Raw genomic sequence first — 23468 nt, forward strand, 5'->3', positions numbered from 1 at the left:
GCCGTCCAGCCGATGCTGAAGAAACCGCCTGCGCCACTTGGTCACCGTCGTCGGATGCACCCGCAGATCCGCCGCGATCTGCTTACCCGGCACACCATCCGCGCACGCCAGCACGATCCTGCACCGCTGCGCCAGCACCTGCGACGACTTCGCCCGCCGCGCCCACCGCTGCAGCGTCTCCCACTCCTGCTCGGTCAACGTCACCTCAGCAGGAGGACGTCCAATCCGCGCCATCACCCCACCATAGACTTACCCAGCGGATTTCAGGCGCAGGACACTAGCGCTGGTGGCCGTTGCCCATCGAGCCACCGAGGCCGAACAGGATGCGCTGGATGAGCTCGGGATCGACTTCCGGCTCGTCGCCCAGCGCCTCGGCGGCGGGGGAGCGGCGCTTCTCGCGCCGGGGCAGCGGCACCGCGTTGGCGTTCACGCCCGTCGGCAGGGCCAGCTCGCACCAGATCAGCTTGACGCCGTTGCCGAGTTGCAGCTCGCCGGTGCGCAGGTCCGGGGAGGTGGGCGGCATGACGAACCTGGCTGCCTCCAGCTCGACGACGAGGTAGTCGCCGCTCAGTCGCAGTCGCAGCGTGATCAGCCGCGAGGTCTTCGGATCGGCTGACTCGATGGCGGCTTCGACCAGCGCGCAGGCGACGGCCGAGCACTCCGCGGTCATGTTGCGCAGGCGCCACTCACCAAGGGTGAATCGCACGAACAGATCCGCGCAGTTCACCGCGGTGGGCAGCGCGATGAGTGTCAGGTCGTCGACCTGGGCGGTCTGGGCGTTCGCCTGCATGCTGCCTCCGTTTCGCGTGGGCGCGCGAGTCCGTGACAGTCACCCGAATGGCCGTCACGGTGAGCGGGAATCTACATGGGTATACGCGGGAAGCAATGGTCCGGTTGACTCGCCCGTCAAAAGTCACGTGTGGGTCACGAAGAGAAGGCCCGTTGCTCACTGTGAGTATAGCGCCGGGCCCCCTCCGTGATCATCTTGGGTCAGCATCGTTTCCAGGCGAACTGGTAACGGGTCCTGACGCTCCCGTCCGTGGAATCCATCGAAACGAACGCCGGCTGGTTCGCCGAGTTCGTGAATGCCCGCAGCTCGGTGTTCACGTTCAGGTGGCGCACCGCGCCGCAGGGCGCGAACACGATCTCCGCGACCTCGGTCGTGTCGGTGAACTGCCAGTTGTCGCTCGTCGGTGCCGCGATGTCGTGCGTGCTCGTTCCCGTGGACGACGAGCCGGAGAAGTAGTAGCCCGCGCGCTGCATGCCGCGGGCTCCTCGGGGTAAGTGCGCGAACCCGCGGTGGTCGGCCTTCGCGATCCCGAACGTGAAGCCCTGCGGGTAGTGCACACGCAGGTTCAGCTGGCAGTTCTTGCGGAACTGCGTCGGTGTCGATCCGGCACCGGCCTGGGCGGTGTAGTCGCTGTAGGTCACCGTGAATGACGTGTTGTCGTGGGAGGCCGCTACCGCGGCCGTTCCGGCGGGGCAGCCGGAACCGTTCACCGTGACGACGTCGACCGTGATTTTGCCGGGTGGAACCACATCGGCCGTGCTCGGCGCCTCAGGGGCGACGAGGAGGGAAAGTGCCAAACCCGTGGCTGCCATCGCACTGAGCATGAGTTGCCTTCCGAATTGCGCGGGGATGGCGGCGTGCGGGTGACCTTATCTTAAATTCACTTAACTCGTGGACGACCGACCGGGCGAACTTAAATATATTTAAAACCGATTAATCGGCTAAATGGGGGATGGGCGACGATCAGTGGTCGGCTAACTTCAGGTCAGATCACAAAAGATCGACCCAGACCTACTGAATACGCTGGTCCCCACACCTGGCGCCGAGAGCCCCGGCTGATCCACCTCGTAACACCGGTGTGGGAAAGGCAGGCGCGCACCGCTCATCGGGTTCCTCCCTCCTGCTCGGGACTCGGTGGTGCGGCAGCGGTGCCGCGCAGCCGGCCGGTGCCCGCCGGCGGCGCTGGACCCGTCCCACGGTCCGCGCCGCCGGCGGAGTTCGTCTTTCGGCCCCACCACGGCCACTAGACCCTCCGGAGCCTCAATTGCACGCGTGCACCGCCCAGCGGACCGCGGTCGACGTGGAGAGAACCTCCCGTGGTCTCCGCGGCACGGCGGGCGATGTCGAGCCCCAGCCCGGTGGAACCGCCGCCGCTGGCGCCACGCCGCACCGCCCGTGCGGAGTCCGCGATGCCGGGACCCGCGTCCTCGACCACCAGCGCCACCAGATCGGCCTGGTGCACCAGCGTCACGGCGAACCGTGTGCCCTCCGGCGTGTAGCGGAAGACGTTGCCCAGCAACGCGTCCAGCGCGGCGGCGAGGTCGGCGCGGGACAGCGGCACGGGGGCGGGGCGGTCGGCGCCGCGGACGGTCCAGGGCCGTTCCTGGTCGTCGGCGAGCGCGGACCAGAACACCAGCCGGTCGCGCACCACCTCCGCCGCGTCGGCGCCGCTGTCGTCGGGCTGCAGGCCGGAGCGAGCGATCTTGATGATCTCGTCGACCTCCCTCTCGAGGCCCTGGACGGCCTCTCGGACGCGGTCCGCGCCTGGCCCGTGTCCGAGCGTGTCCGCGTCCAGGAGAAGGGCCGTGAGAGGCGTTCTGAGGCGGTGCGACAGGTCGGCGACCACCTCGCGTTCGGCGGCGAGCAGGTGCCGGACGCGTTCGGCCATGGCATTGAAGGCCTTGCCGACCTCCTCGAACTCCGGCGGCCCCTGCACCGGGACCCGCGCCGTGAGGTCGCCCTGGCCCATCCGGCGCGCGCCCTCGGCCAACGCCCTGGTGGCTTTGACGGCCCGTGCGCCCAGGCGGTCCGCCACGAGCACCGAACCGGCGACCAGGCCGACCGCGACGCCCGCCAGCACCCACCAGGTGCCGATCACGCCGTGGGTCAGCTGCTCGTGTGGCACGAACGCCTCGACGATCGCGATCCCGCTCTCGCTCGTGGCCAGCGGCTGCAGATAGGCCACGCCGTCCGGCTTCTCGACCGTGGACGCCGTCGCGAGCTTCTGGGCCTCCTGCAGGTCCGCAGCGGTGATGTGCGAGTAGCCGTAGGTGCCGGCCGGCACGCTGAGGTGCACGGCCAGCCGCTGCTGACCGCCGTAGCGGGTGCTCCTGATCACCTGCCGGATCTCCTGCGGCTTGCGGGTGATCAGCAACGTCTGCGTCATCGCGCCGGCCTGCTTCTCGGCCTCGTTCAGAGCGCGGTTGTAGGCGGAGTTCTTCACGACGATCGCCAGCGGGATGAGGAACGCCAGCGCCACCATGCTGGTCGCCGCGAGAGCGACCAGCACCAGTGACCGCCTCATTGCGGAGCGACCATGCGCACGCCGACCCCACGCACCGTGTGCAGATAACGCGGCTGCGCGGCTCGTTCACCGAGCTTGCGGCGCAGCCAGGACAGGTGGACGTCGAGCGTCTGGTCGTCACGGTGCGACGGCCAGAGGCTGGCGAGGATCTCCGCCCGCGGCACCACTTCCCCCTGCCGTGCCGCGAGGTAGGAGAGCAGCTCGAACTCCTTGTGTGTCAAGGAGAGCTCCTGGCCGTCCACTGTGGCCCTGCGCAGGTTCACGTCGATCTCCAGGCCGCCGATCACGAGCTGCCTGCTGTCGCGCGCACGCCGGAGCACCGCCTGCAGGCGGGCTTCGAGGTGCTCGCTGGAGAAGGGTTTGACGAGGTAGTCGTCCGCGCCGGCGTTGAGCAGCCGGACGATACCGGCCTCGTCGTCACGGGCGGTCGCGATGACCACCGGGGTGTTCGTGACGCCCCGGATCATCCGCAGCGCGTCACCGCCGTCGAGGTCGGGAAGCCCGAGGTCGAGCACCACGACGTCGTAGTCGTTCGCGGTGACTTCCCGCAAAGCCTCGATCGCGAGCGCGACACCGTGCACGATGTGGCCCTGGCCGGTGAGAGCGCGGGTGATCGCCGCCCGCACCACCGGGTCGTCTTCGACCAGCAGTACTGATGCCATGAGCCGCTACAGGAGGATTGCCGCAGTGAGACGGTCCGTCGGGTACCTGGTCGCCTGGGCGGTGGTGACCACGGTCGCCGTCGGCCTGTCGTGGTTCGGCATCCGGTGGGCGATGGAACCCGCGCCGGTCGCCGCCGTGGGGTCCACGACGGGGTCGGCCGTGCTGCCGATGCCGACCATCACCTCGCTCTCGGTCCCGGTGCCCGAGCCCGGTGCCTCCGTCGGCACCCCGCCGCCTGTCACGCCTTCGTCCACCAGGCCTCCTGTACTCACTACGACTGTTCCGGCTCCTCCCAGTAGTACGGATGCGCGTCCCACCTCGGCTCAATCTCCGCAGGGGGAATGGCAGTCGGACGGCTCCTACGTGCACGCGTTCCACCTGCGGGGTGGTGACGTGGTCGTGCGCTACCGGCCGCAGGGGGTGCAGGCGCTGTCGGCCACACCCGCGGACGGGTACTCGGTGTCCGTGGAACAGCCCGGCGGGCCGCTGGTGGTGAACTTCCGCAACGCCGCCGGCCGGTTGTCCAGGCTGGAAGCGACCTGGAGCAACGGACCGACGGCGAAGGTGATCGAGCGGTAACGGTGTCTGCAAGTACCGCCGACCGGGAGGTGGCGGTACTTGCAGACACCGAGGGACCTACAGGCCGATGGCCTTGGCGATCTGCGTGGGCTTGAGCACCCGCAGGATCGCCTCGTACAGGTAGTAGTCGCCGTACGGCAGCGAGACCTCCACACCGTCCTCGGACGGGCGGTTGCGGGTGCCGCGCGCCAGGATCGCCTCGGCGCGCGCCGACCTGTTCGTCAGGCACGTGGCGACCAGGCCGTCGAGGATCCGCAGCGCCCGGTCGCGGTAGCGGGTCGTGCCGGTGGCCTTGGCCAGGTCGAGCAGGCCGCACGCCATGATCGCGCCCGCCGACGAGTCCTTGATGTCGTTGCCGCCCAGCGGCGAGCGGTAGTCCCACACCGGCACGCTGTCCGGAGTGAGCACCGACAGCGCGTAGTCGGCCATCTTGCGCGCGGTGTCACGGAACTCGCGCAGGCCCGTGCGCCGGTACATGGTCGTGAAGCCGTAGATGCCCCACGCCTGGCCACGCGCCCAGCACGACGTCGGGCTGTAGCCCTGCACGGTGTTCGGGCCGATGGCCGCGCCGGTGTCCGGGTTGAAGTCGAACACGTGCGGGGTCGAGCCGTCCGGGCGCAGGAAGTGCGTCCGGGTGGTCCTGGCGTGGGCGATCGCGATGTCCAGGAACCTGCGGTCGCCGGTCTGCTCGGTGGCGAACGCGAGCAGGTCCAGGTTCATCATCGTGTCGATGATGACGCGGCCCGCGTTGCCCGGCGTGCCGAGCCTGCCCCAGGCACGGATGAACCTGCCGGTGGCGTTCCAGCGCTGGATCAGCGTGTTCGCGGCGTCGATCGCGCCGTCACGCCACCTCGTGTCGCCGGTGAGCCGGTACGCGGTGACCCAGGAGGGGTAGAAGAGGAACCCCAGGTCGTGGTCGCGCGGGTCCAGCCGCCGCGGTGCCAGCCGGTTGCCGGCGGCCTCGGCGAGCGTGCGGAACCGCGCGTCGCCGCTGTCGAGGTGCGCGAGCCACAGGGTGCCCGGCCAGAAGCCGCCGACCCAGCCGCCGTCGGCGACGTAGGTCCACTTCTCGGCCCTGGTGATCTCCGGGAACGAGGTGATGCCGGGGGCGACCGCCGTCAGCTTGGCGTTGCCGTAGTCGAGGGCCGCGCGGAGGGTCGCGGGCGAAGCGGTGGCTTCTCCCGCGCCGATGGCCATACCTGCTCCGGTGAGCAGGGGAGTGGCCGCCAGAAGGGTGCGTCGAGACAGATTCACGAGACCGTCCAGTCCCTTTCTTCGTCCTGCGCCCGGCGCCACCCTGTCAGATCGGATCAAGGCGTGTAAAGGTGCGTCGAGAATTGCTTCCCTTATGCCGCTGAACAGCGCAAAGGACAGAGGGTCAGATATCTGAACTTCCTGGATCCCGGCCTTGTGAAGAGAATTGTTCACCCTTGTGAACAATTCGGAGTTCAGGCTCGGAAGAGAACGGCGTCGAGATGGCGAGGGCTCAGGCCGTGGCGCCGTTTGAACGGGGCGTTGCCCCGGCCGCCCTCGAGCGTCGGGAGGCCCAGGCGGATCGCGAGCCGGACCGACTCGGCGAACAGCGCGCCGTACGGGCTGTAGTTGCCGTCCACGGCGTAGTCGACGCCGCAGGTCCAGGTGTGGAAGCGGGTGGCGTCGGTGAGGCAGACGCCGGCCGCGACGAGCTTGCCGTGCTGGCGCACCTCGATCACGTGCGCCAGGTCGCCCAGCGCCGTCACGAACTTCCCGAACGTGGTGCCGGGGTAGTACCCGTTGTTCTCGAAGCGGCTGGCGGTCTTGACGCACAGCAGGGTGATCTCGTCGAGCGAGGCGTGGTCGACGGGGAGGGCCTCGATGGTGACGCCGGCCTCGGCGGACCTGCGTTCGTTGCGGCGCAGGTTCGCCCTGGCTCGCAGGCTCAGGCTCGCGAGGTACCGCTCGTAGGTGGTGAGGCCGGTGGCCCACCTGTCCGTCAGGTGGCGCGCGGGCAGACCGGCCGCGCGCAACGCCTGCGACAGGGTGCCGCCGCGCTGGACGTTCATGAACCCGCACCAGTGCGCACCGAAGATCGACGCCGCGCGGGTCATGGCGTCCAGCAACCTCGGCAACACGTCTGCGGTGGCGGGCACGTGCGCGTCGTAGCAGTGCCAGGTGTGACTGAGCAGCGCGGGCTCGCCGACCGCCTCCGGGTAGACCTCGTGCAGGCGGCGCAACGGATTCGCGGCCTTCTGGAGGTAGGCGGGCAGGACGGCGACCGGCTTGCCCCCGTCGCGCACCACGAAGTACGCGAACGCGTCGACGGCCGTCAGCGGCGACTGCTCGTAGGCACTGACATACGCGTGCCGGTAGAACACCGGTGCACCTGCCTGGTGCACCACCGAATCCCAATCGGCAGAATCGATTTGCCTTATACTGTTGGAGAATTCGACGTGCACGCGCTCACTGTACGGCTTGCCAGACGGCGAAAGGGACGTCGATCTCGTCGCGGCTCAGGCCACCGTGCTCGTAGCGCACCGAAGGGTCCGGCACGGGGAACCGCGGCGACGCGGCCACCGCGACGACCGGGCCGGTCTCGGGCTGCGGCAGACCGAGGTCGGTGGCGTGGTGGATGGTCGCCGTGTCGCCCAGAGCCGTTGCCACGCGGTCGAAAACGACCTCCAGGCGGTCGGGCTTCGGGTAGAGCCACCGCATGCGTCCCGCGCCGCCGGAGGGGATCACGCACTCCTCGCGCACGATCGCGTCCCAGGCCTCGGTGAGCTCCGGATCGGGATCGACGGGGACCATGCCGTGGTCGGAGTGCGCCACGACGGTCCAACCCTGTGCGGCCCAGCGGGAAGCGTGCGCGTCCAGGCGAAGCATGGCCTCGTACACCGACTCGTCGTAACCGTGGCGGTGCACGTGGTCGTCGATGTTGACGTACGTCCAGAGGAAACGGGCGTCCTTGAGCGCCTTGTCCAGATCGGCGACGACGTTGGCGACGAGCAGCGGCGGGTCCTCGGACTGCGCCACCAGTTTGTGCTTCGCGGGCGCGGGTATCCGAGTGCACCCTCGAAGCAGCGCCTGCGCCCAGGTTCCTTCGAGGAGGTCGAGTTCGCGGGCGAGCACAGTCGCGCCGTGCCGTTCGAGCACGGTCGGCAGGGCCGGGATCGCGGGCATGCCGTTGATGGCGTGCACGAGCCCGGATCCGTTGCGGTACACCGATCCCGGCACCCGGTGGACGTCGGCGGGAACACCGGTCAGCGCCGTCAGCAACGCCGTCGCGGACGTCGGCGGCACCGTCGAGGACAGCGTGGAGACGGAGGCCGACAACCAGGACTGTTTGGCCACGTCCGACGAGAGACCGTCCACCGCCAGCACGATTACGCCGGAATGTGCCTTGCCGAGGGCGCGTTCGAGCCGGGAAGGTATCTCCGCCAGTGACATTCGGTGACTGTAACGCATCTCATCGGGTCAAGATTGCTCGTTCGGGGCCTGAGGTCCGCAGAATGGCTGCCGATGAGGTAAAGAAGACTTGGTAGAAGGAAGGTGGCGGATGGCGGTCGGAGTTCTGGACGTCGGGTGCTTCAGCGCGCACCTGGTGGTCGTGGAACGGGACCTGTTGCGTCCGCTGGTGTCCCACAAGGTCCGGCTGCGGCTGGACCGGGAGTTCGACGCGGACGGGGCCATCAGCCGCGACGGCGTCGACTCGCTCTGCGACGCCGTGCTCGCCGCCCGCAAGAAGGCGGGCGACGTCTCGTTCCTGCCCTTCGCCACGTCGTCCGTGCGTGACTCGGCGAACGTCGAGGAGGTCATCCGCAAGGTGGCCAGACGCACCGGCGTCGAGCTGAAGGTGTTGTCCGGCAAGGAAGAAGCGCGCCTCTCGTACGCGGCGGCCCGGCACTGGTTCGGCTGGAGCGCGGGTCCCATGGTCGTGCTGGACGTCGGCGGTGGCACCGTCGAACTCGCCGCGGGATCCGGCGCCGAGCCCGAACGCGCGGTGTCGTTGCCTTTGGGGGCAAGGACTTTGACGCGCACCGGCCTGACCGTCACGGAGATGCGCGTGGAGGTGGCGCAGCGCCTGGAGTCCGCGTTCCCGTGGGGTGAGAGCGCGCACGCGGTGGGGTGCTCCAAGGTGTTCGAACAGCTGGCCCGTCTCGCCGGCGCCCGCAACGGCACCTACGCGCCGCGCCAGTTGCGGCTCAAGGACCTGGAGAAGTGGATTCCGCGCCTCGCGAAGCTCTCGGTACGCGAGCGCGCGGCTCTGCCGGGGATCTCGCGCCACCGGGCCCAGCAGTCGCTGGCGGGCGCGGTGGTCGCGGAGGGCTTGATGAAGGTCTCGGGCCACGACGTCGTGGACATCTCCCCGTGGTCCACCAAGGAAGGCCTGCTGCTCGCCCTGGTGGAACGCTCCCGGGCGCTGAGCTCGTCAGCCGCGTAGAGCGGCGACAGCGTCGTCGATGTCGGTGAACAGCAGCAACACCTGGTCGACGGCCGTCATCTCCAGCGGACGCAGCACGACTCTGCTGTCGCTGACGACGCCGAACCTGACGCCGAGCTCGTCCGCCTGGTGCTGGGCCTGCACCAGCGTGCGGATGCCCTCGGAGCCGAAGAAGCGCACTTCCCGCAGGTCGAGGACCAACGCGGGCGGCTTGCGGTCGAGCAGTTCGGCGAGCCTGCTGGTCACCGGTGCCGACGACGTCATGTCGATCTCGCCGGTGAGAGCGACGATCGGAATGGACTGGACGTAGGTGGTTCTCTGCCGAAGCTGGTTCATAGGACTCCCGTCCGCACCGACCGTACGCGCCATCGCCGGACGCTCACAACCGCGGACGTCCGTCCGCGCGGTCACACGAGCAGGAAAGCCTGGGTCAGGAGCATCGCCGCGACGAGCACGGCCAGCAGGAGGATCAGCGCGATCACAATGCGCGTGGTGGTCGCCTTGGGCGGTGCCGGTTCGTGGTGGGACAGACCCGAGGTCTGCCCGGACTCCGGCGGGGTGTCTCCCGGCCGCACCCCGCCGCCGGGCTCCAGGCCGGGCGTGCGCTGCGGGTCGGGATCAGGCGGTGTGGCGGTCATACCGGGACAGGTACCCCGTTTTCAGGCTTCCAGCTGCGCCCAGACGACTTTGCCGCCGCTTTGCGGCGTGGTTCCCCAGTTGACGCTCAGCGCCCGCACGAGCTGCATGCCACGCCCGCGTGGGCTGCTGGGATCGACCGGTCTGAGCTGGGGGAGCTCCGACGACTCGTCGTGCACCTCGACGAGCATGCCGCCCGCCTTCCGGCTCACCGTGAGTGTGATCGGTCCCTCACCGTGGTCGATGCCGTTGGACACGAGCTCGGTCACGACGAGCTGCGCGTCGTCGACCAGGTCCTCGGACAGCCCCCACGACGCCGCGGCCTCGCGCACCACCTGACGTGCGCGAGCGCAGGAACCGCCCTCGGCGGTCAGGATCACCCGCACCTCTGCCAGTGGGTCGTTCAACACAGGACGCATCGTCGCACATCCGGCGCGTCGTCCGGATCTTTCAGCCCCCCGGTGGTCGCATGGTCGGACGTCGTGCTGCACGATTTGGGTCGCACGAGTCGGGCGTGGCGAAGGGAAACGGCGACGATGGAGCTCAACGTCGGCAGCGAGGTCCAGCGGGGATGGCGAGTGCTCGCCGTCGCCGGTGAGCTGGACATCGACACCGTCCCCCTGTTGTCGGCCCGGCTCGACGAGGACGTGACCGGGGCGCACGCGGTGCTCGACCTGGCCGGACTCGCGTTCATGGACTCGACCGGGCTGGCGCTGGTGCTGGACTGGCACCGCCGGCTGGCCGAGGCCGGCGGGCAGCTGCGGATCGCCGCTGCTCAGGCGCCGGTCCGGCGGTTGTTCGAGCTGGCCGACGTGGCCGAGGTGCTGAGCCTGCACGAGTCGGTGGACGCGGCCGTGCAGGAGGCGGTGGACTCGGCTCACTGACGGCCGGTGCGCGCGGAAGGGCGGCCGGTCTCCGGCTGCGCCCCGTCCGCGCGGGTAGGGCCCTCAGGCTTCCGCCGACACGCCCAGGTAGTAGGCGATCAGGCGGATGAGGTGCTCGGTGTCCACCGGTTTGGTGACGTAGTCGGTGGCGCCCGAGGCCAGGGACTTCTCGCGGTCGCCCTTCATGGCCTTGGCCGTGACGGCGATGACCGGAAGGTCGGCGTAGCGCTCCATCGCGCGGATCGCCGAGATCGTGGCGTTGCCGTCCAGCTCGGGCATCATGATGTCCATCAGGACGATGGCCACGTCGTCGTACTGTTCGAGGGCCCGCACGCCCGTGATGCCGTTGTCGGCGAAGATCGCCTCCAGGCCCACCAGCTCGAGCACGCTCGTGAGCGCGAAGACGTTGCGCAGGTCGTCGTCCACCACGAGGACCTTCTCGCCGTGGAAGCGGATCGAGCCCGAGGCGGCCAGCACCGGCGCCGGGGCGACGATCGGGGTCGGTTCCGGCAGGACGATCGTGTCCGGGGCGACCTTGCCCAGCGGGAGGCACAGGGTGAACGTCGAGCCGATGCCCGGCTCCGAGCGGACCCGTAGCGCGCCGTTGAGCAGTTGTGCCAGCTCACGGCTGATGGACAGGCCCAGGCCCGTGCCGCCGTACTTGCGGGACGTGGTGCCGTCCGCCTGCTGGAAGGCCTCGAAGATGACGGCGAGCTTCTCGGCCGGGATGCCGATGCCGGTGTCGTGCACGTCGAACGCCACCGTGGACGGGTCGTCCATGCGCACGTGCAGGCGGATGCCACCGTCATGGGTGAACTTCACCGCGTTCGAGAGCAGGTTCCTGAGGATCTGCTGGAGGCGGTGTTCGTCGGTGTGCAGGGTCTCCGGGACGTTCGGGTCCACGCGCACGGAGAACTCGAGGTTCTTCTCGGCCGTCAGCGGCAGGCACAACGTCTCGACGTAGCGGACGAGCTCCTCCAGGCGGACCGGGTCCTCGTGCAGCGTCATGTGGCCCGCCTCGACCTTGGTGAGGTCGAGGATGTCGTTGATGAGCTGCAGCAGGTCCGAGCCGGACGAGTGGATCGTGCGGGCGAACTCGACCTGCTTGGGGTTGAGGTTGCCGTCGAGGTTGTCGGCGAGCAGCTTGGCCAGGATCAGCAGCGAGTTCAGCGGCGTCCGGAGCTCGTGCGACATGTTGGCCATGAACTCGGACTTGTACTTCGAGGCCGTCTGGAGCTGGCGCGCGCGGTCCTCCAGTTCCTCGGAACCGGCCCTGAGCTCGGTCGTGAGGCGCTGGGACTCGACCAGCAGCGCGTCGGTGCGGGAGTTGGCCAGCAGCGTGTTCACGTTGACGCCGATGGCCTCCTTGAGCTGGTCCAGGAGGTCGAGGTGGACGTCGGAGAACTCGTTGAGGGACGCCAGCTCGATCACGCCGAGGGTCTCGCCCTGGAACAGGACAGGCAGGATCACCAGGTTCACCGGGGCCGACTCGCCCAGCGCCGAGGAGACGGTCAGGTACCCGCCGGGGACCTGGGTGACCAGGATCGTCTTCTTCTCCAGGGCCGACTGGCCCACCAGCGACTCGCCCATGGCCACGCGGGTGGTACGGGCGGCGTCCAGGCGGAAGCCGTAGGTGGCGGTCAGCTCCAGGCTCTGCTTGGAGTCGTCCTCCTCGATCTGGAAGAACGCGCCGTGGTGGGCGCTGACCAGCGGCGTCAGCTCGCTCATGATCAACGAGGCCAGCGCGCGCAGGTCGCGGTGGCCCTGCATCAGGCCGGACAGGCGTGCCAGGTTGGTCTTGAGCCAGTACTGCTCGCGGTTGGCGCGCGTGGTCTCTTTCAGGTTCGCGATCATCTGGTTGACGTTGTCCTTGAGCTCCGCGAGCTCGCCGGACGCGTCGACGGTGATCTGCCTGGTCAGGTCGCCCGCGGTCACGGCGGTGGCGACGGCGGCGATGGCGCGGACCTGGGTGGTCAGGTTCGACGCGAGCTGGTTGACGTTGTCGGTCAGCTTCGACCAGGTGCCGGCCACGCCGTCGACCTCGGCCTGACCACCGAGCTTGCCCTCGGTGCCGACCTCACGGGCGACGCGGGTGACCTCGTCGGCGAACGAGCTGAGTTGGTCGACCATCGTGTTGATGGTGGTCTTGAGCTCCAGGATCTCGCCGCGTGCCGAGACGTCGATCTTCTTCGTCAGGTCGCCCTGGGCCACGGCGGTGGTGACCTGGGCGATGTTGCGGACCTGGTTGGTCAGGTTGTCCGCCATGAAGTTCACCGAGTCGGTGAGGTCCTTCCACGTGCCGGCGACGCCGGACACGCGGGCCTGGCCGCCCAGGATGCCCTCGGTGCCGACCTCACGGGCGACCCGGGTGACCTCGTCACCGAACGCGCGGAGCGTGTCGACCATGCCGTTCAGGGTCTCGGCGAGGGCCGCGACCTCGCCCTTGGCCTCGACGGTGATCTTCTTCGAGAGGTCGCCGGTGGCGACGGCGGTGGCGACGGCGGCGATGTTGCGGACCTGGTTGGTCAGGTTGTCCGCCATCAGGTTGACGTTGTCGGTCAGGTCCTTCCAGGTGCCGGCGACGCCCTGCACACGGGCCTGACCGCCCAGCCGGCCGTCGGTGCCGACCTCGCGGGCGACGCGGGTGACCTCCTCGGCGAACGAGCTGAGCTGGTCGACCATCACGTTCAGCGTGGACTTGAGCTCCAGGATCTCGCCACGCGCGTCGACGGTGATCTTCTGCGACAGGTCGCCGTTCGCGACGGCCGTGGCGACGTGCGCGATGTTGCGGACCTGGTTGGTCAGGTTGTTCGCCATGAAGTTGACGTTGTCGGTCAGGTCGCGCCAGGTGCCCGCGACGCCGGGCACCTGCGCCTGACCGCCGAGGCGGCCCTCGGTGCCGACCTCGCGGGCCACGCGGGTGGCCTCGTCGGCGAACGAGGAGAGCTGGTCGACCATCGTGTTGATCGTGGTCTTGAGCTCGAGGATCTCGCCGCGGGCGTCAGCGGTGATCTTCTGCGTCAGGTCGCCGCGCGCGATGGCGGTGGTCACCGAGGCGATGTTGCGGACCTGGGTCGTCAGGTTGTTCGCCATGACGTTCACCGACTCGGTCAGGTCACGCCAGGTGCCGGCGACACCGGGCACCTGCGCCTGACCGCCCAGGCGGCCGTCCGAACCGACCTCGCGGGCGACACGCGTGACCTCGTCGGCGAACGAGGAGAGCTGGTCGACCATCGTGTTGATCGTGGACTTGAGCTCCAGGATCTCGCCACGCGCGTCGACGGTGATCTTCTGGGTCAGGTCGCCGAGCGCCACCGCGGTCGTGACCTGGGCGATGTTGCGGACCTGGGTCGTCAGGTTGTCCGCCATGAAGTTCACGTTGTCGGTCAGGTCGCGCCAGGTGCCGGCGACGCCGGGCACCTTCGCCTGGCCACCGAGCTTGCCGTCCGTGCCGACCTCGCGCGCGACGCGCGTGACCTCGTCCGCGAACGACGACAGCTGGTCGACCATCGTGTTCAGCGTGTTCTTCAGCTCCAGCATCTCGCCGGAGACGTCTACCGTGATCTTCTGGGTCAGGTCGCCGGTGGCCACGGCCGTCGCGACCTGGGCGATGTTGCGGACCTGGTTGGTCAGGTTGTTCGCCATCGAGTTGACGTTGTCGGTCAGGTCGCGCCAGGTGCCCGCGACGCCGGGCACCTTCGCCTGACCGCCCAGGCGGCCGTCCGTGCCGACCTCGCGCGCGACGCGGGTGACCTCGTCGGCGAACGACGACAGCTGGTCGACCAGGCCGTTCACCGTCGAACCGAGCGTCGCGAACTCGCCGCGCAGCGTCTGGTCCGACATGCGCTTGGTCAGGTCGCCCTCGGCGACGGCGGCGAGCACCCGGCTCAGCTCCGTCGTCGGCCGCATCAGGTCCTCGACCAGGCCGTTCACCGAGTCCGCGATCAGCGACCAGCCACCGGCGGTGCCCGCGGGCGCCACCCGCTCGGTCAGCCGGCCCTCCTGGCCCACCGCCTGGCGGACCCGGCCGAGCTCACCGGCGAGCCACTGGTTGCGTTCGGCGATCTCGTTGAAAACGTCCGCGAGCGCTGACACAGGTCCGTTCCCCGGCACGACGAGCCTGCGGCGGAAGTTGCCGTCACGCAGGTCTCTCATGGCGGAGAGGACCCGTTCGAGGGTCGCGTCCGTCTCTTCGTTGGCCGTGGTCACTCCAAGCCTCCGTGCCTCGGTGGTCACAGCCAAGACTGCCACGTTAGGTTGGGAGCGAGGTAACTTGAAGCCGCGATGCACGCAAACGACCCGCAGGAGGCCGTGATGACCCGGCCGTCTGTGCAGGACAAGAGCGGATGAGCAGCGTCGTGGGCATCGACCTCGACGGCTGGCAGCGCCTGGTGGACGGGCTGCACGAGGCCGTCTTCGTCGTGGACCCGGCCGGAGTGGTGCGCGTGCGCAACGCCGCGGCCGCCGACAGGTTTCCCCGGCTCGGCCTCGGCGCGCGGTTCGACGTGCACGTCGCGGGCCGCCGGCACGACCTCGGCGACGGCTGGAGTGCTTGGTACTTCACGGACTCCACGCTCGACCACGCGCATCTGCGGTTCGCCGGCGGCGGGTCGCGCGAACTGACCCTGAAGACGATCGTGCAGCTCGCGGCGGAACTGCTGGGCGAGCACTGCGTCGCCGTCGTGCCCGCCACCCGTGACAGGCTGGAGTGGTGGCGTTGTGATGGCGGCGAGCCCACGGTCACGCGCACACCTCGCCGTGCCACGGAGATCTCCGAGGTGCTGACCGGCACGTCCAGCCTGCTCAGGATCACCTCTTTGGGTGAAGGCAGCTGGGGCGTGCCGGAGGACTTCGGCTGTGCGCTGGCCGTGCCGCTCGGTGTCGGCGGCGCGCTGGTCGTGGTCCGCAAGGGCGACTTCGCGCCGAACGACGTGGAACGGATCCGGCTGTTCGGCAAGCACGCCGCCGTGGCGCTGGAGTCGTCGTCGAAGCTGACGGAGCAGCAGCGGACGATCGAGGTGCTGCGGTCGGCGCTGCTGCCGTTGCCACTGCCCGAGGTGCACGGCGTGACGCTGGCCTCGGTGTTCATCCCCGCCCACCAGCGCGCGCTCGTCGGCGGCGACTTCTACGACGTCCACCCGCGCACCGATGGCTCGGCGACGTTCGTGCTGGGCGACGTCTGCGGGCACGGCCTGGAAGCGGCGGTCCACAGTGGACGCGTCCGGCAGTCGCTGCAGGCGCTCTCCCTGGTCGAGACGAACCCGGTGCGGCTGCTGCACCTGCTGAACACCTCGTTGCGCGCCACCGGCTCCAAGCTCTTCACCACGCTCGTCGTCGGGGAACTGGTGCCACTGGCAAACGGCGGAGCGCGGCTGTCCCTCGCGTCCGGTGGCCATCCCGCGCCGCTGGTGCTGCGGGCGGACGGCAGCGTGGACGAGGTGAGTGCCACGGGGGCGATCGTCGGAATCCTGGCGGACGTCCGGTTCTCCGGCGAGCAGGTCACGCTGGCGCCGGGCGACACGCTGGTGCTGTACAGCGACGGCTTCACCGAGGCCCGCGCGCACACGAACCGCACGGAGTTGTTCGGCGAGCAGCGTCTGCAGGCGGTGCTGAAGGAGTGCAAGGGCCTGTCGGCGGAGGAGATCGCGCGGCACTGCGAGGAGGCCGTGCTGAAGTGGCTGGACCGGGACGACCACGACGACCTGGCCCTGCTGGCCGTCCAGGCCGTGTGAGTGAAGTTCCCGGTACAAGGGTTCATTCTCCGTTCGTTTCCCTGGACAGCTTGACCGGTTGAGATCGGCGCATGTCCCACTCTCACGATCACTCGCACGGTGATCACACGCACCACCACCACGAGGTAGAGCCGGTCGAGGGCAGCTGGCTCGACCCCGCGGACGACCGCCCGTCGTCAGTCGAGCGCCGCAAGTTCCTGGCCGGCCTGGGCATCGCGGCGGGCGCCGCCGGTGTCGCCGGAGCCGTCGGTACCGGCAGGGCCGAGGCGCACGTCCCGGTCAACCCCTGGGGCGGCGGTGAGCGCTGGTACGCGGGCGACCACCACATCCACACGCATTACTCCGACGACGGCCAGTACACGATCGCGCAGCAGGTGCAGAAGGCGCACGAGTTCGGCCTCGACTGGGTCGTCATCACCGACCACGGCGGCGTCGCGCACCAGAAGTTCTCGATCGACCAGATCACGCCGGACATCGAGCGCGTCCGCCGGTCGCAGCGCGACGTGCTGGTGTACCAGGGCCTGGAGTGGAACATCCCCGGCGCGGAGCACGCCACCGTGTTCATGCCGCCCGGCAAGCACACCGTCGACATCCTCAAGGCGTTCGAGCTGTCCTACGACGGCCGCATCGCGAACAACACCGAGTCCCTCGCCCTGGCCGCGCTGCGGTACCTGGAGGCGCAGGTCCTCTCCGGACGGACCGAGATCGCGCTGATGTTCGCGAACCACCCGTCCCGGCGCGGCGTCGACAGCCCGCACGAGATCCGCGGCTGGCGCGACGCGGCTCCCGGTGTCGCCGTCGGCATGGAGGGCGCGCCCGGTCACCAGGCCGCCGGCACGCCGAAGTCCGCGGGCGGCTCCGGCCGTGCGCGCGGGTACTACGACACGGCGGCGCCGGGCCCGGAGTCGTTCCCCGGCTACCCACCGGAGTCCTACCGCACGCACGGCGGGTTCGACTGGATGACCGCCAAGGTCGGTGGCCTGTGGGACTCCCTGCTCGCCGAGGGACGCCCGTGGTGGATCACCGCGAACTCGGACGTGCACCAGGTCTTCAACGACACCCTCGTTCCGGGCAAGCAGGACTTCGCCACGACAGGCTCGAAGGGCGCGCCGATCGACTCGGGCGTCAAACAGACCACCTACGGCGACTTCTTCCCCGGCCAGTACGGGGCGAACATCGTCGGCTCCCGGTCGAAGTCCTATGTGGACATCATGCGCGGCCTGCAGGCGGGCAAGGTGCTGACCGTGCACGGGCGCCTGATCGACGGCCTGCAACTGCGCGTGCGCTCGCGCGACGACCTGCGCGGCGTGACGCTGGGCGGGCGGACGTTCGTGCGCTGCGGCAGCGACGTCGAGGTCACCATCGAGGTCGGCCGCGCGTCCGGCCCGAACTTCTCCGGCACCAGGCCGGTGCTGGCCAAGGTCGACCTGATCTCCGGCCCGGTCACCGGTCCGTCCGCCGACCGGGACCTGTTCCTCGCGCCGGAGACCACCGTCGCCAAGACGTTCGAGGTGCCGCGCACGGGCAAGATCCGGTTCTCGTACACCTTCAGGAACGTCGAGCGGTCGTTCTACCTGCGGCTGCGGGGCAGCGATGGCAAGCGGCTCACCCCGGCCGGTGACCCGATGATCGACGTGATCGCCGACTCGGACCCGTGGGCGGACCTCTGGTTCTACGCCAACCCGGTGTTCGTCGACGTGATCTGACCTCTGCTCAGCCCGTCGGTGCGTCGGCTCCGAGGACGGACAGCAGCTGCAGCTTCTCGTAGCTCTCGGTGCCCGGCGTGGCCGTGTAGACGAGCAGGAAGTGGTGCTGGTCGGGGTCGAGCAACGTCTGGCAGTGCAGTTCGAGCGCTCCGATGCTCGGGTGGACGTAGCGCTTGACCTCCTTGGGGCGGATGCCGACCTCCTGGGCGCCCCACACCCGCCGGAACTCCTCGCTGCAGGCGAGCAGGAGTTCGCAGTACCGCGCGGCCCGGGAGTCCGGGCCGCGCCGGGTGACGGCCTCGCGCAGGCCCGAGGCGAACATCCTGCCCAGGAACTCGTGGTCGGCGGGTTCGTACAGCGCGCGGGCCGCCGGGTCGGTGAACCACCGGTAGCCGAGGCTCCTGGCCGGACCGGTGTGCCGGGTCGCGTCGCCGGTGAGCGCGATGCCGAGCGGGGTCTGCCGCAGGGTCTCGCCGAGTTCGGTGACGATCTCGGCCGGGGTGTCGTGCAGCCGGTCGAAGATCCTGGCCAGGCCCGGGCTGACGTGCTCGCTGAGCGCGCCGCGCGACGGCGGGCTGTGCCCGGCGAGCCGGAACAGGTGGTCGCGCTCGTCGAGCGACAGGTGCAGGCCCTGGGCGATCGCCGCGATCATCTGCTCGGACGGGTGCGTGCCGCGTTCCTGTTCGAGGCGCGCGTAGTAGTCCGTGGACATGTTGCACCGGGCGGCGACCTCTTCGCGGCGCAGGCCGCTGGTCCGGCGCCGCGGTCCGCGCCGGAGGCCGATGTCCTCGGGTTGCAGCGCCTCCCTGCGGTTGCGCAGGAACGCGGCCAGACCGGCTCGGTCGATCACGTCGGCTCCCTTCGTCGTTCTCTTTGTAACGCGGGCGCGCCGCCGTAGCCACGGAGCGAGAGGTCCTGGATGCGGCCATGCAGGTCCGGCCACTGTGGAGGAAGACACCACGACGAGCAGGGGAGTGCGCGATGAGCAGGAAGTTCGACATCGAGGTTCCGGACCTGTCCGGCAGGCGGGCCGTCGTCACCGGCGCCAGCGACGGTGTCGGGCTCGGCATCGCGGGACGGCTCGCGGCGGCCGGGGCCGAGGTCGTCATGCCCGTCCGCAACCAGCGCAAGGGCGAGGCGGCGATCGCCGCGATCCGGCAGCGGACGCCCGGCGCGGACGTGACCCTGCGCGCGCTCGACCTCTCCTCGCTGGCATCGGTGGCCGCGCTGGGCGAGACGCTGCTCGCGGAGGGCAAGCCCGTGCATATCCTCGTCAACAACGCGGGTGTCATGACCCCGCCCGAACGGCAGACGACCGCGGACGGGTTCGAGCTGCAGTTCGGCACCAACCACCTCGGCCACTTCGCCCTCGTCGCGCACCTGCTGCCGTTGCTGAAGGCCGGCCGGGCCCGCGTGACGTCGCAGATCAGCATCGCCGCCAACCAGAACGCCATCAACTGGGGCGACCTGAACTGGGAGCGTTCCTATAACGGCGGCAAGGCCTACAGTCAGTCGAAGATCGCTTTCGGCCTGTTCGGGCTCGAGCTCGCTCGGCGCAGCGAGGCGGGCGGCTGGGGGATCACGAGCAACCTCGCCCACCCCGGCGTCGCACCCACCAGCCTGCTCGCCGCCCGTCCCGAGGTCGGCCGTGCCAGCGACACGCTCGGCGTGCGCGCGATCCGGGTCCTGTCGTCCGTGGGCGTCCTCGGCACCGTCGAGTCCGCCCAGCTCCCGGCCCTGCTTGCCGCGACGGCGCCCGAGGCAGGCGTGTTCTACGGTCCGAGCCGTGTCGGCCACCTGAGCGGCCCGCCCGCCGAGCAGGCCCTTTACAGCCGCCTGCGCGACGCCGACGAGGCCCGGCGCGTGTGGCAGGTGTCCGAGGAACTGGTCGCTAGCGGACTCCGCGCGGGCGGAACTGGACGCTGATCCTCGGCCCGACGACCTTCGAGGTCTTCGGGACGGCGTGCTCCCAGGTGCGCTGGCAGGAGCCGCCCATCACGAGCAGATCGCCGTGCCCCAGCGCGTACTTGTGCGTCTCGCCGCCACCTCGCGGCCGCAGCAGCAGGGCGCGGGGCGTGCCGACGCTCAGGATCGCGACCATCGTGTCCTCGGTCTGGCCACGGCCGATCGTGTCGCCGTGCCAGGCCACGCTGTCCCGGCCGTCGCGGTAGTAGCAGAGGCCGGCGGTCGTGAACGGTTCGTTCAGTTCGGCCAGGTAGTGGTTCGAGAGGACGTCGCGGGCCGTGGTGAGGACGTCGAACGGCAGGGCGCCGCTGTAGAAGCAGAGCAGGCGCGGCACGTCGACCACCGCGTCGTACATCTGGCGGCGTTCGGCGCGCCACGGCACCTCGTCGACGAGCCGGTCGAACAGCGCGTCGGCGCCCGCGAGCCAGCCGGGCTGGACGTCGATCCACGCGCCGTGGCCCAGTTCGGTGCGGCGCGGGGCGAGCGGAGCCAGTTCCGGCTCCGTCTCCAGGTCGAACAGTGATCCCTGGCGCATGAACCGCAGGATAATCGAACAGGTGTTCTACTGCCAGCTAGGGCTTCAATACGGCCCACACCGCGTCCGCGACGATCCCGCGCGCCAGGGCCAGGTCGAACACCCCGAGCAGGAACCGGCGCACCGACTCGTGCGCCGGCCCCATCGCCACGGCTTCCAGCGCCCACGGCGGCACCGTGCGCAGTTCGCCGGACGCCATCCGGTCGAGGAACCAGGCCAGCACCGGCGCGAACTCCGCCATCTTGGCCGCCGGGTCGGCGTGGTCCGGTGCGGCGTAGAGGAAACGCGCCCGGTCGGGGTTCGCCATGACCCAGTCGAGGTAGCTCAGCGTCAGCCCGCGCACGCCCTCCTCGGCTGATCCGGCCTGTAGAGCGGGCAGTATCGCGGCGACGCACCGGCCGTAGCTGTCGGCGTAGAGCTGCGCGAACACGCCCGCGCGGCTGCCGAAGTGGTGGTAGATGCTGCCGTTCGACATGCCCGACCGCTCGGTCAGGGCCGCGATCGTGACGGCGTCGAGGCCGCCTTCTCCGACGAGCTGGAGCGCCGCGTCGAGGAGAGACTGTCGTCGGTCGGGCATGAGGGTTAGAGTACCGCTCTGGAGCGACGCTCCAGAGAAGGGGAGAAGCAATGGCGCTGTCGATTCCCGGCCTGCTGCGCGACCGTGTCGCGCGCACGCCCGACGCCGAGGCGATGCGGTACCGCGACAACGGTGGCTGGGTCTCGCTGACGTGGTCCGAGCTGCAGGAACGGGTGGCAGCGGTGGCGTTCGGGCTCGCCGGGAAGGGCCTGCGCAAGGGCGACCGCGTGGCGTTGATGGGCCGCACGAGCATCGAGTGGATCGTCACCGACCTCGCCGTGCTCGCCGCCGGTGGCGCCACCACGACGATCTACCCGAACAGCACGGCCGCGGAGGTCGCGCACGTCATCGGCGACTCCGGCAGCCGGATCGTGGTCGTGGAGACCGACGAGCACGCCGCGATGGTGCCGGACGGCGTCGAGGTGCTGCGGTTCGGCGCGGTGCCACGGGGTTCGGGCGACTACGAGGCGTTGATCGGCGGGCTGGCGCCGGACGACCTGGCGACGTTGATCTACACCTCGGGCACCACCGGCACGCCCAAGGGCGTCGAGCTCACCCATGAGAACTGGCTGACGACCGCGGAGGCCATTGCGTCCCTGGGCATTCTGCAGCCGACGGACCTGCACTTCCTGTGGCTGCCGCTGTCGCACGCGTTCGGCAAGGTGCTCACGATGGCGATGATCGCCGCGGGCGTGCCGACCGCCGTCGACGGCGGCGTCGAGCGGATCGTGGACAACCTCGGCGAGCTGCGGCCGTCGATCGTGGCCGCCGCGCCGCGCATCTTCGAGAAGATCCATGGCCGGATCGTCGCGGGCGCGCGGGAGAAGGGCGGGATCACCGAGAAGATCTTCCGGTGGTCCGATCGCGACCACGGCCCGGCGACGCGCTGGCTCGCGGATCGCCTGGTGTACCGCAAGTTGCGTGACCGGGTGGGCGGCCGGATCCGCTACTTCGTGTCGGGCTCGGCACCGCTCGCCCCGGAGATCGCCGAGTTCTTCGAGCGCGCCGGCATCACGATCCTGGAGGGCTACGGGCTCACCGAGTCGTCCGCGGCGACGTTCTTCAACCGGCCGGGCATGATCGCCATCGGCACGGTCGGCCCGCCGATCCCCGGCATGGAGGTCAAGATCGCCGGCGACGGCGAGGTGCTGCTGCGCGGCCCCGGCGTCATGCGCGGCTACCACAACCGGCCGGACGCGACCGCCGAGTCGCTGGCCGGCGGCTGGCTGCACACCGGCGACATCGGCGAACTCGACGACGCGGGCCGGTTGAAGATCACCGACCGCAAGAAGGAGCTCATCAAGACCTCGGGCGGCAAGTACGTGGCGCCGACCCGGATCGAGAGCATGATCAACGCGGCGTCGCCGTACATCAGCAACGTGATCGTGCACGGCGACCGGCGCAAGTACTGCGTGGCACTCGTGACGCTCGACCCGGACACCGCCGGCGGGCTCACCGACGCGGAGTCCGAGGTCGAGGCCGCGATCAAGACCGTCAACGCGCAGCTCGCGCGGCACGAGACGATCAAGCGCTTCGCGGTGCTGGAGCACGACTTCAGCGTCGAGGAAGGGTTGCTGACCGCGTCGCTGAAGCCGCGCCGCCGCGAGATCGAGAGGCGCTACGCGGACGTGCTCGACAGCCTGTACTGAGGCGGCGACCAGGCGCGCGCCGCCCACCGGCGGAAGTGGTGAGCGGTGCGCGTCAGATCATTCAGCGGCGGTCGCGGCGCTCGCCCTCCCGCTCGACCTCGGCGCGTTCCTTGCGCACCTCGCCCTTGACGTCCCGCTGCTCGGTGACCGCGTCCTTCTCCAGCCGGACCCGCTCCACGGCCTCCGTGCGCTTCTGCACCACCGGTTCCTCGCGGTGCAGGGTGACCTCCGCCTGTTCGTCGGCGAACGCCCTGCCCGGCTTGCCCTTCGCGGGCTCGCGGACGACCCGGGCCTCCTCGTGTGTCACCGGCACGGTGATGTTGCGCTGCTCGGTGACCGTGTGCTTGACCAGCCGCACCCGGCCCGCCTCGACGTTGCGGGTGCCGACGTCCAGCTTCTCCTCCGAGAGCGTGACCTCGGCCGCGTCACGTCCACCGCGCCTGCCGCCGAGCCGGTCGTGCTCGCCGGTCTTGGCCTGCGGGATCATCCCGTAGTGCCGGTAGAGCGCCTCCTGTTCCTCGTCCGACATGTGGTCGGCCGAGGTGTGGGCGCTCGGAGCGTCCTTCACCTGCTGCTTGCTGACGGGAACGGTGATCGCGCCACCCGCCACCTGGCCCTCCTGGATCGGGACGAAGCTCTGCCGCGTCCCGAACAGTCCGGTGTGGACCTCGGCCCACAGGGGTGCGCCAGTGCCGTCTTCGAGCCAGACCTGCTTGACCGAACCGATCTTCTCGCCATGGTTGTCGATCACGTCGCAGTCGTACAGGGCCTCAACGTGCGCCTGGTCGATCATCGTCTCTGTCCCTCCGCG

At 69.8% G+C, this 23468-nt stretch carries 23 protein-coding genes; 7 read left to right on the forward strand and 16 right to left on the reverse strand.

Going from position 1 to position 23468, the window contains the following annotated elements:
* The 5 genes from BLR21_RS33535 to BLR21_RS33555 all read right to left on the reverse strand — a co-directional run.
* On the reverse strand, positions 1 to 234 hold a 234-nt coding region (locus BLR21_RS33535; RefSeq protein WP_143028004.1), incomplete at its 3' end, for a helix-turn-helix domain-containing protein.
* A 43-nt stretch (positions 235 to 277) separates the two neighbouring features.
* Positions 278 to 790 carry a histidine kinase gene (locus BLR21_RS33540; RefSeq protein WP_090012530.1) on the reverse strand — a complete coding sequence of 171 codons (513 nt, stop codon included), beginning with the start codon at positions 788 to 790 and terminating at the stop codon, positions 278 to 280.
* 200 nt (positions 791 to 990) lie between these two features.
* A complete protein-coding gene (locus BLR21_RS33545) occupies positions 991 to 1614 on the reverse strand; it encodes a DUF4360 domain-containing protein (RefSeq protein ID WP_090012533.1) in 624 nt (207 codons plus the stop codon).
* A 419-nt stretch (positions 1615 to 2033) separates the two neighbouring features.
* Complete coding sequence (locus BLR21_RS33550) at positions 2034 to 3314, reverse strand: HAMP domain-containing sensor histidine kinase (RefSeq protein WP_090012536.1); 1281 nt, start codon at positions 3312 to 3314, stop codon at positions 2034 to 2036.
* Positions 3311 to 3976 (reverse strand): response regulator transcription factor, encoded by a 666-nt coding sequence (locus BLR21_RS33555; protein ID WP_030478935.1) that lies wholly within the window; start codon positions 3974 to 3976, stop codon positions 3311 to 3313. The genes BLR21_RS33550 and BLR21_RS33555 overlap by 4 nt, the downstream gene beginning before the upstream one ends.
* 25 nt (positions 3977 to 4001) lie before the next feature.
* On the opposite strand from BLR21_RS33555, the gene BLR21_RS41985 reads away from it, so the two are divergent.
* Complete coding sequence (locus BLR21_RS41985) at positions 4002 to 4556, forward strand: hypothetical protein (protein WP_143028005.1); 555 nt, start codon at positions 4002 to 4004, stop codon at positions 4554 to 4556.
* A 57-nt stretch (positions 4557 to 4613) separates the two neighbouring features.
* On the opposite strand, the gene BLR21_RS33570 is transcribed toward BLR21_RS41985, so the two are convergent.
* The 3 genes from BLR21_RS33570 to BLR21_RS33580 form a co-directional block, all read right to left on the reverse strand.
* Positions 4614 to 5810 (reverse strand): glycoside hydrolase family 88 protein, encoded by a 1197-nt coding sequence (locus tag BLR21_RS33570; protein WP_256335105.1) that lies wholly within the window; start codon positions 5808 to 5810, stop codon positions 4614 to 4616.
* Between the two features lie 194 nt (positions 5811 to 6004).
* Positions 6005 to 6931, reverse strand: a complete 927-nt coding sequence (locus tag BLR21_RS33575) for a GNAT family N-acetyltransferase (RefSeq protein ID WP_143028006.1) — start codon at positions 6929 to 6931, stop codon at positions 6005 to 6007.
* 64 nt (positions 6932 to 6995) lie between these two features.
* Complete coding sequence (locus BLR21_RS33580; protein ID WP_090012550.1) at positions 6996 to 7979, reverse strand: alkaline phosphatase family protein; 984 nt, start codon at positions 7977 to 7979, stop codon at positions 6996 to 6998.
* Between the two features lie 109 nt (positions 7980 to 8088).
* Here BLR21_RS33580 and BLR21_RS33585 point away from each other — a divergent pair, with 109 nt between their 5' ends.
* Complete coding sequence (locus BLR21_RS33585) at positions 8089 to 8973, forward strand: Ppx/GppA phosphatase family protein (RefSeq protein ID WP_090012552.1); 885 nt, start codon at positions 8089 to 8091, stop codon at positions 8971 to 8973.
* Here the strand turns inward: BLR21_RS33585 and BLR21_RS33590 are convergent.
* The 3 genes from BLR21_RS33590 to BLR21_RS33600 form a co-directional block, all read right to left on the reverse strand.
* Positions 8962 to 9309, reverse strand: coding sequence for an STAS domain-containing protein (locus BLR21_RS33590; RefSeq protein ID WP_176929917.1), 348 nt, complete (start codon positions 9307 to 9309; stop codon positions 8962 to 8964). The genes BLR21_RS33585 and BLR21_RS33590 overlap by 12 nt on opposite strands.
* Before the next feature lie 71 nt (positions 9310 to 9380).
* Positions 9381 to 9611: a DUF6480 family protein gene (locus tag BLR21_RS33595; protein ID WP_090012559.1), complete on the reverse strand. Its 231-nt coding sequence runs from the start codon at positions 9609 to 9611 to the stop codon at positions 9381 to 9383.
* A gap of 21 nt (positions 9612 to 9632) precedes the next feature.
* Positions 9633 to 10019: an ATP-binding protein gene (locus tag BLR21_RS33600; RefSeq protein WP_090012562.1), complete on the reverse strand. Its 387-nt coding sequence runs from the start codon at positions 10017 to 10019 to the stop codon at positions 9633 to 9635.
* 126 nt (positions 10020 to 10145) lie between these two features.
* On the opposite strand from BLR21_RS33600, the gene BLR21_RS33605 reads away from it, so the two are divergent.
* Positions 10146 to 10493: an STAS domain-containing protein gene (locus BLR21_RS33605; RefSeq protein WP_090012564.1), complete on the forward strand. Its 348-nt coding sequence runs from the start codon at positions 10146 to 10148 to the stop codon at positions 10491 to 10493.
* A gap of 63 nt (positions 10494 to 10556) precedes the next feature.
* Here the strand turns inward: BLR21_RS33605 and BLR21_RS33610 are convergent, their stop codons facing one another.
* Positions 10557 to 14702, reverse strand: a complete 4146-nt coding sequence (locus tag BLR21_RS33610; RefSeq protein ID WP_090012566.1) for a HAMP domain-containing protein — start codon at positions 14700 to 14702, stop codon at positions 10557 to 10559.
* 137 nt (positions 14703 to 14839) lie between these two features.
* Here BLR21_RS33610 and BLR21_RS33615 point away from each other — a divergent pair, with 137 nt between their 5' ends.
* The gene (locus tag BLR21_RS33615; protein ID WP_090012569.1) at positions 14840 to 16225 is read left to right on the forward strand and encodes a PP2C family protein-serine/threonine phosphatase; all 1386 of its coding nucleotides are present in this window, start codon (positions 14840 to 14842) and stop codon (positions 16223 to 16225) included.
* A 71-nt stretch (positions 16226 to 16296) separates the two neighbouring features.
* Positions 16297 to 17931, forward strand: coding sequence for a PHP domain-containing protein (locus tag BLR21_RS33620; protein ID WP_090012572.1), 1635 nt, complete (start codon positions 16297 to 16299; stop codon positions 17929 to 17931).
* A 7-nt stretch (positions 17932 to 17938) separates the two neighbouring features.
* On the opposite strand, the gene BLR21_RS33625 is transcribed toward BLR21_RS33620, so the two are convergent.
* Positions 17939 to 18781: a helix-turn-helix transcriptional regulator gene (locus tag BLR21_RS33625; protein ID WP_090012575.1), complete on the reverse strand. Its 843-nt coding sequence runs from the start codon at positions 18779 to 18781 to the stop codon at positions 17939 to 17941.
* A 131-nt stretch (positions 18782 to 18912) separates the two neighbouring features.
* Between BLR21_RS33625 and BLR21_RS33630 the strand changes: the two genes are divergently transcribed.
* Positions 18913 to 19857, forward strand: coding sequence for an SDR family oxidoreductase (locus BLR21_RS33630; protein WP_090012578.1), 945 nt, complete (start codon positions 18913 to 18915; stop codon positions 19855 to 19857).
* On the opposite strand, the gene BLR21_RS33635 is transcribed toward BLR21_RS33630, so the two are convergent.
* Both BLR21_RS33635 and BLR21_RS33640 read right to left on the reverse strand, forming a co-directional pair.
* A complete protein-coding gene (locus BLR21_RS33635; RefSeq protein WP_090012580.1) occupies positions 19823 to 20431 on the reverse strand; it encodes an alpha-ketoglutarate-dependent dioxygenase AlkB in 609 nt (202 codons plus the stop codon). The two genes, BLR21_RS33630 and BLR21_RS33635, sit on opposite strands and share 35 nt — an antisense overlap.
* 37 nt (positions 20432 to 20468) lie before the next feature.
* Positions 20469 to 21008, reverse strand: coding sequence for a TetR/AcrR family transcriptional regulator (locus BLR21_RS33640; RefSeq protein ID WP_090012583.1), 540 nt, complete (start codon positions 21006 to 21008; stop codon positions 20469 to 20471).
* Positions 21009 to 21058: 50 nt separating this feature from the next.
* Between BLR21_RS33640 and BLR21_RS33645 the strand changes: the two genes are divergently transcribed.
* Entirely contained in the window at positions 21059 to 22657 is a 1599-nt protein-coding gene (locus BLR21_RS33645; protein ID WP_090012586.1) for an AMP-dependent synthetase/ligase, read from the forward strand.
* A gap of 61 nt (positions 22658 to 22718) precedes the next feature.
* On the opposite strand, the gene BLR21_RS33650 is transcribed toward BLR21_RS33645, so the two are convergent.
* A complete protein-coding gene (locus tag BLR21_RS33650) occupies positions 22719 to 23450 on the reverse strand; it encodes a DUF2382 domain-containing protein (protein WP_176929918.1) in 732 nt (243 codons plus the stop codon).
* Between the last annotated feature and the right edge of the window lie 18 nt (positions 23451 to 23468).

This window comes from Lentzea albidocapillata subsp. violacea, assembly GCF_900100275.1.
Taxonomy (GTDB): domain Bacteria; phylum Actinomycetota; class Actinomycetes; order Mycobacteriales; family Pseudonocardiaceae; genus Lentzea; species Lentzea violacea.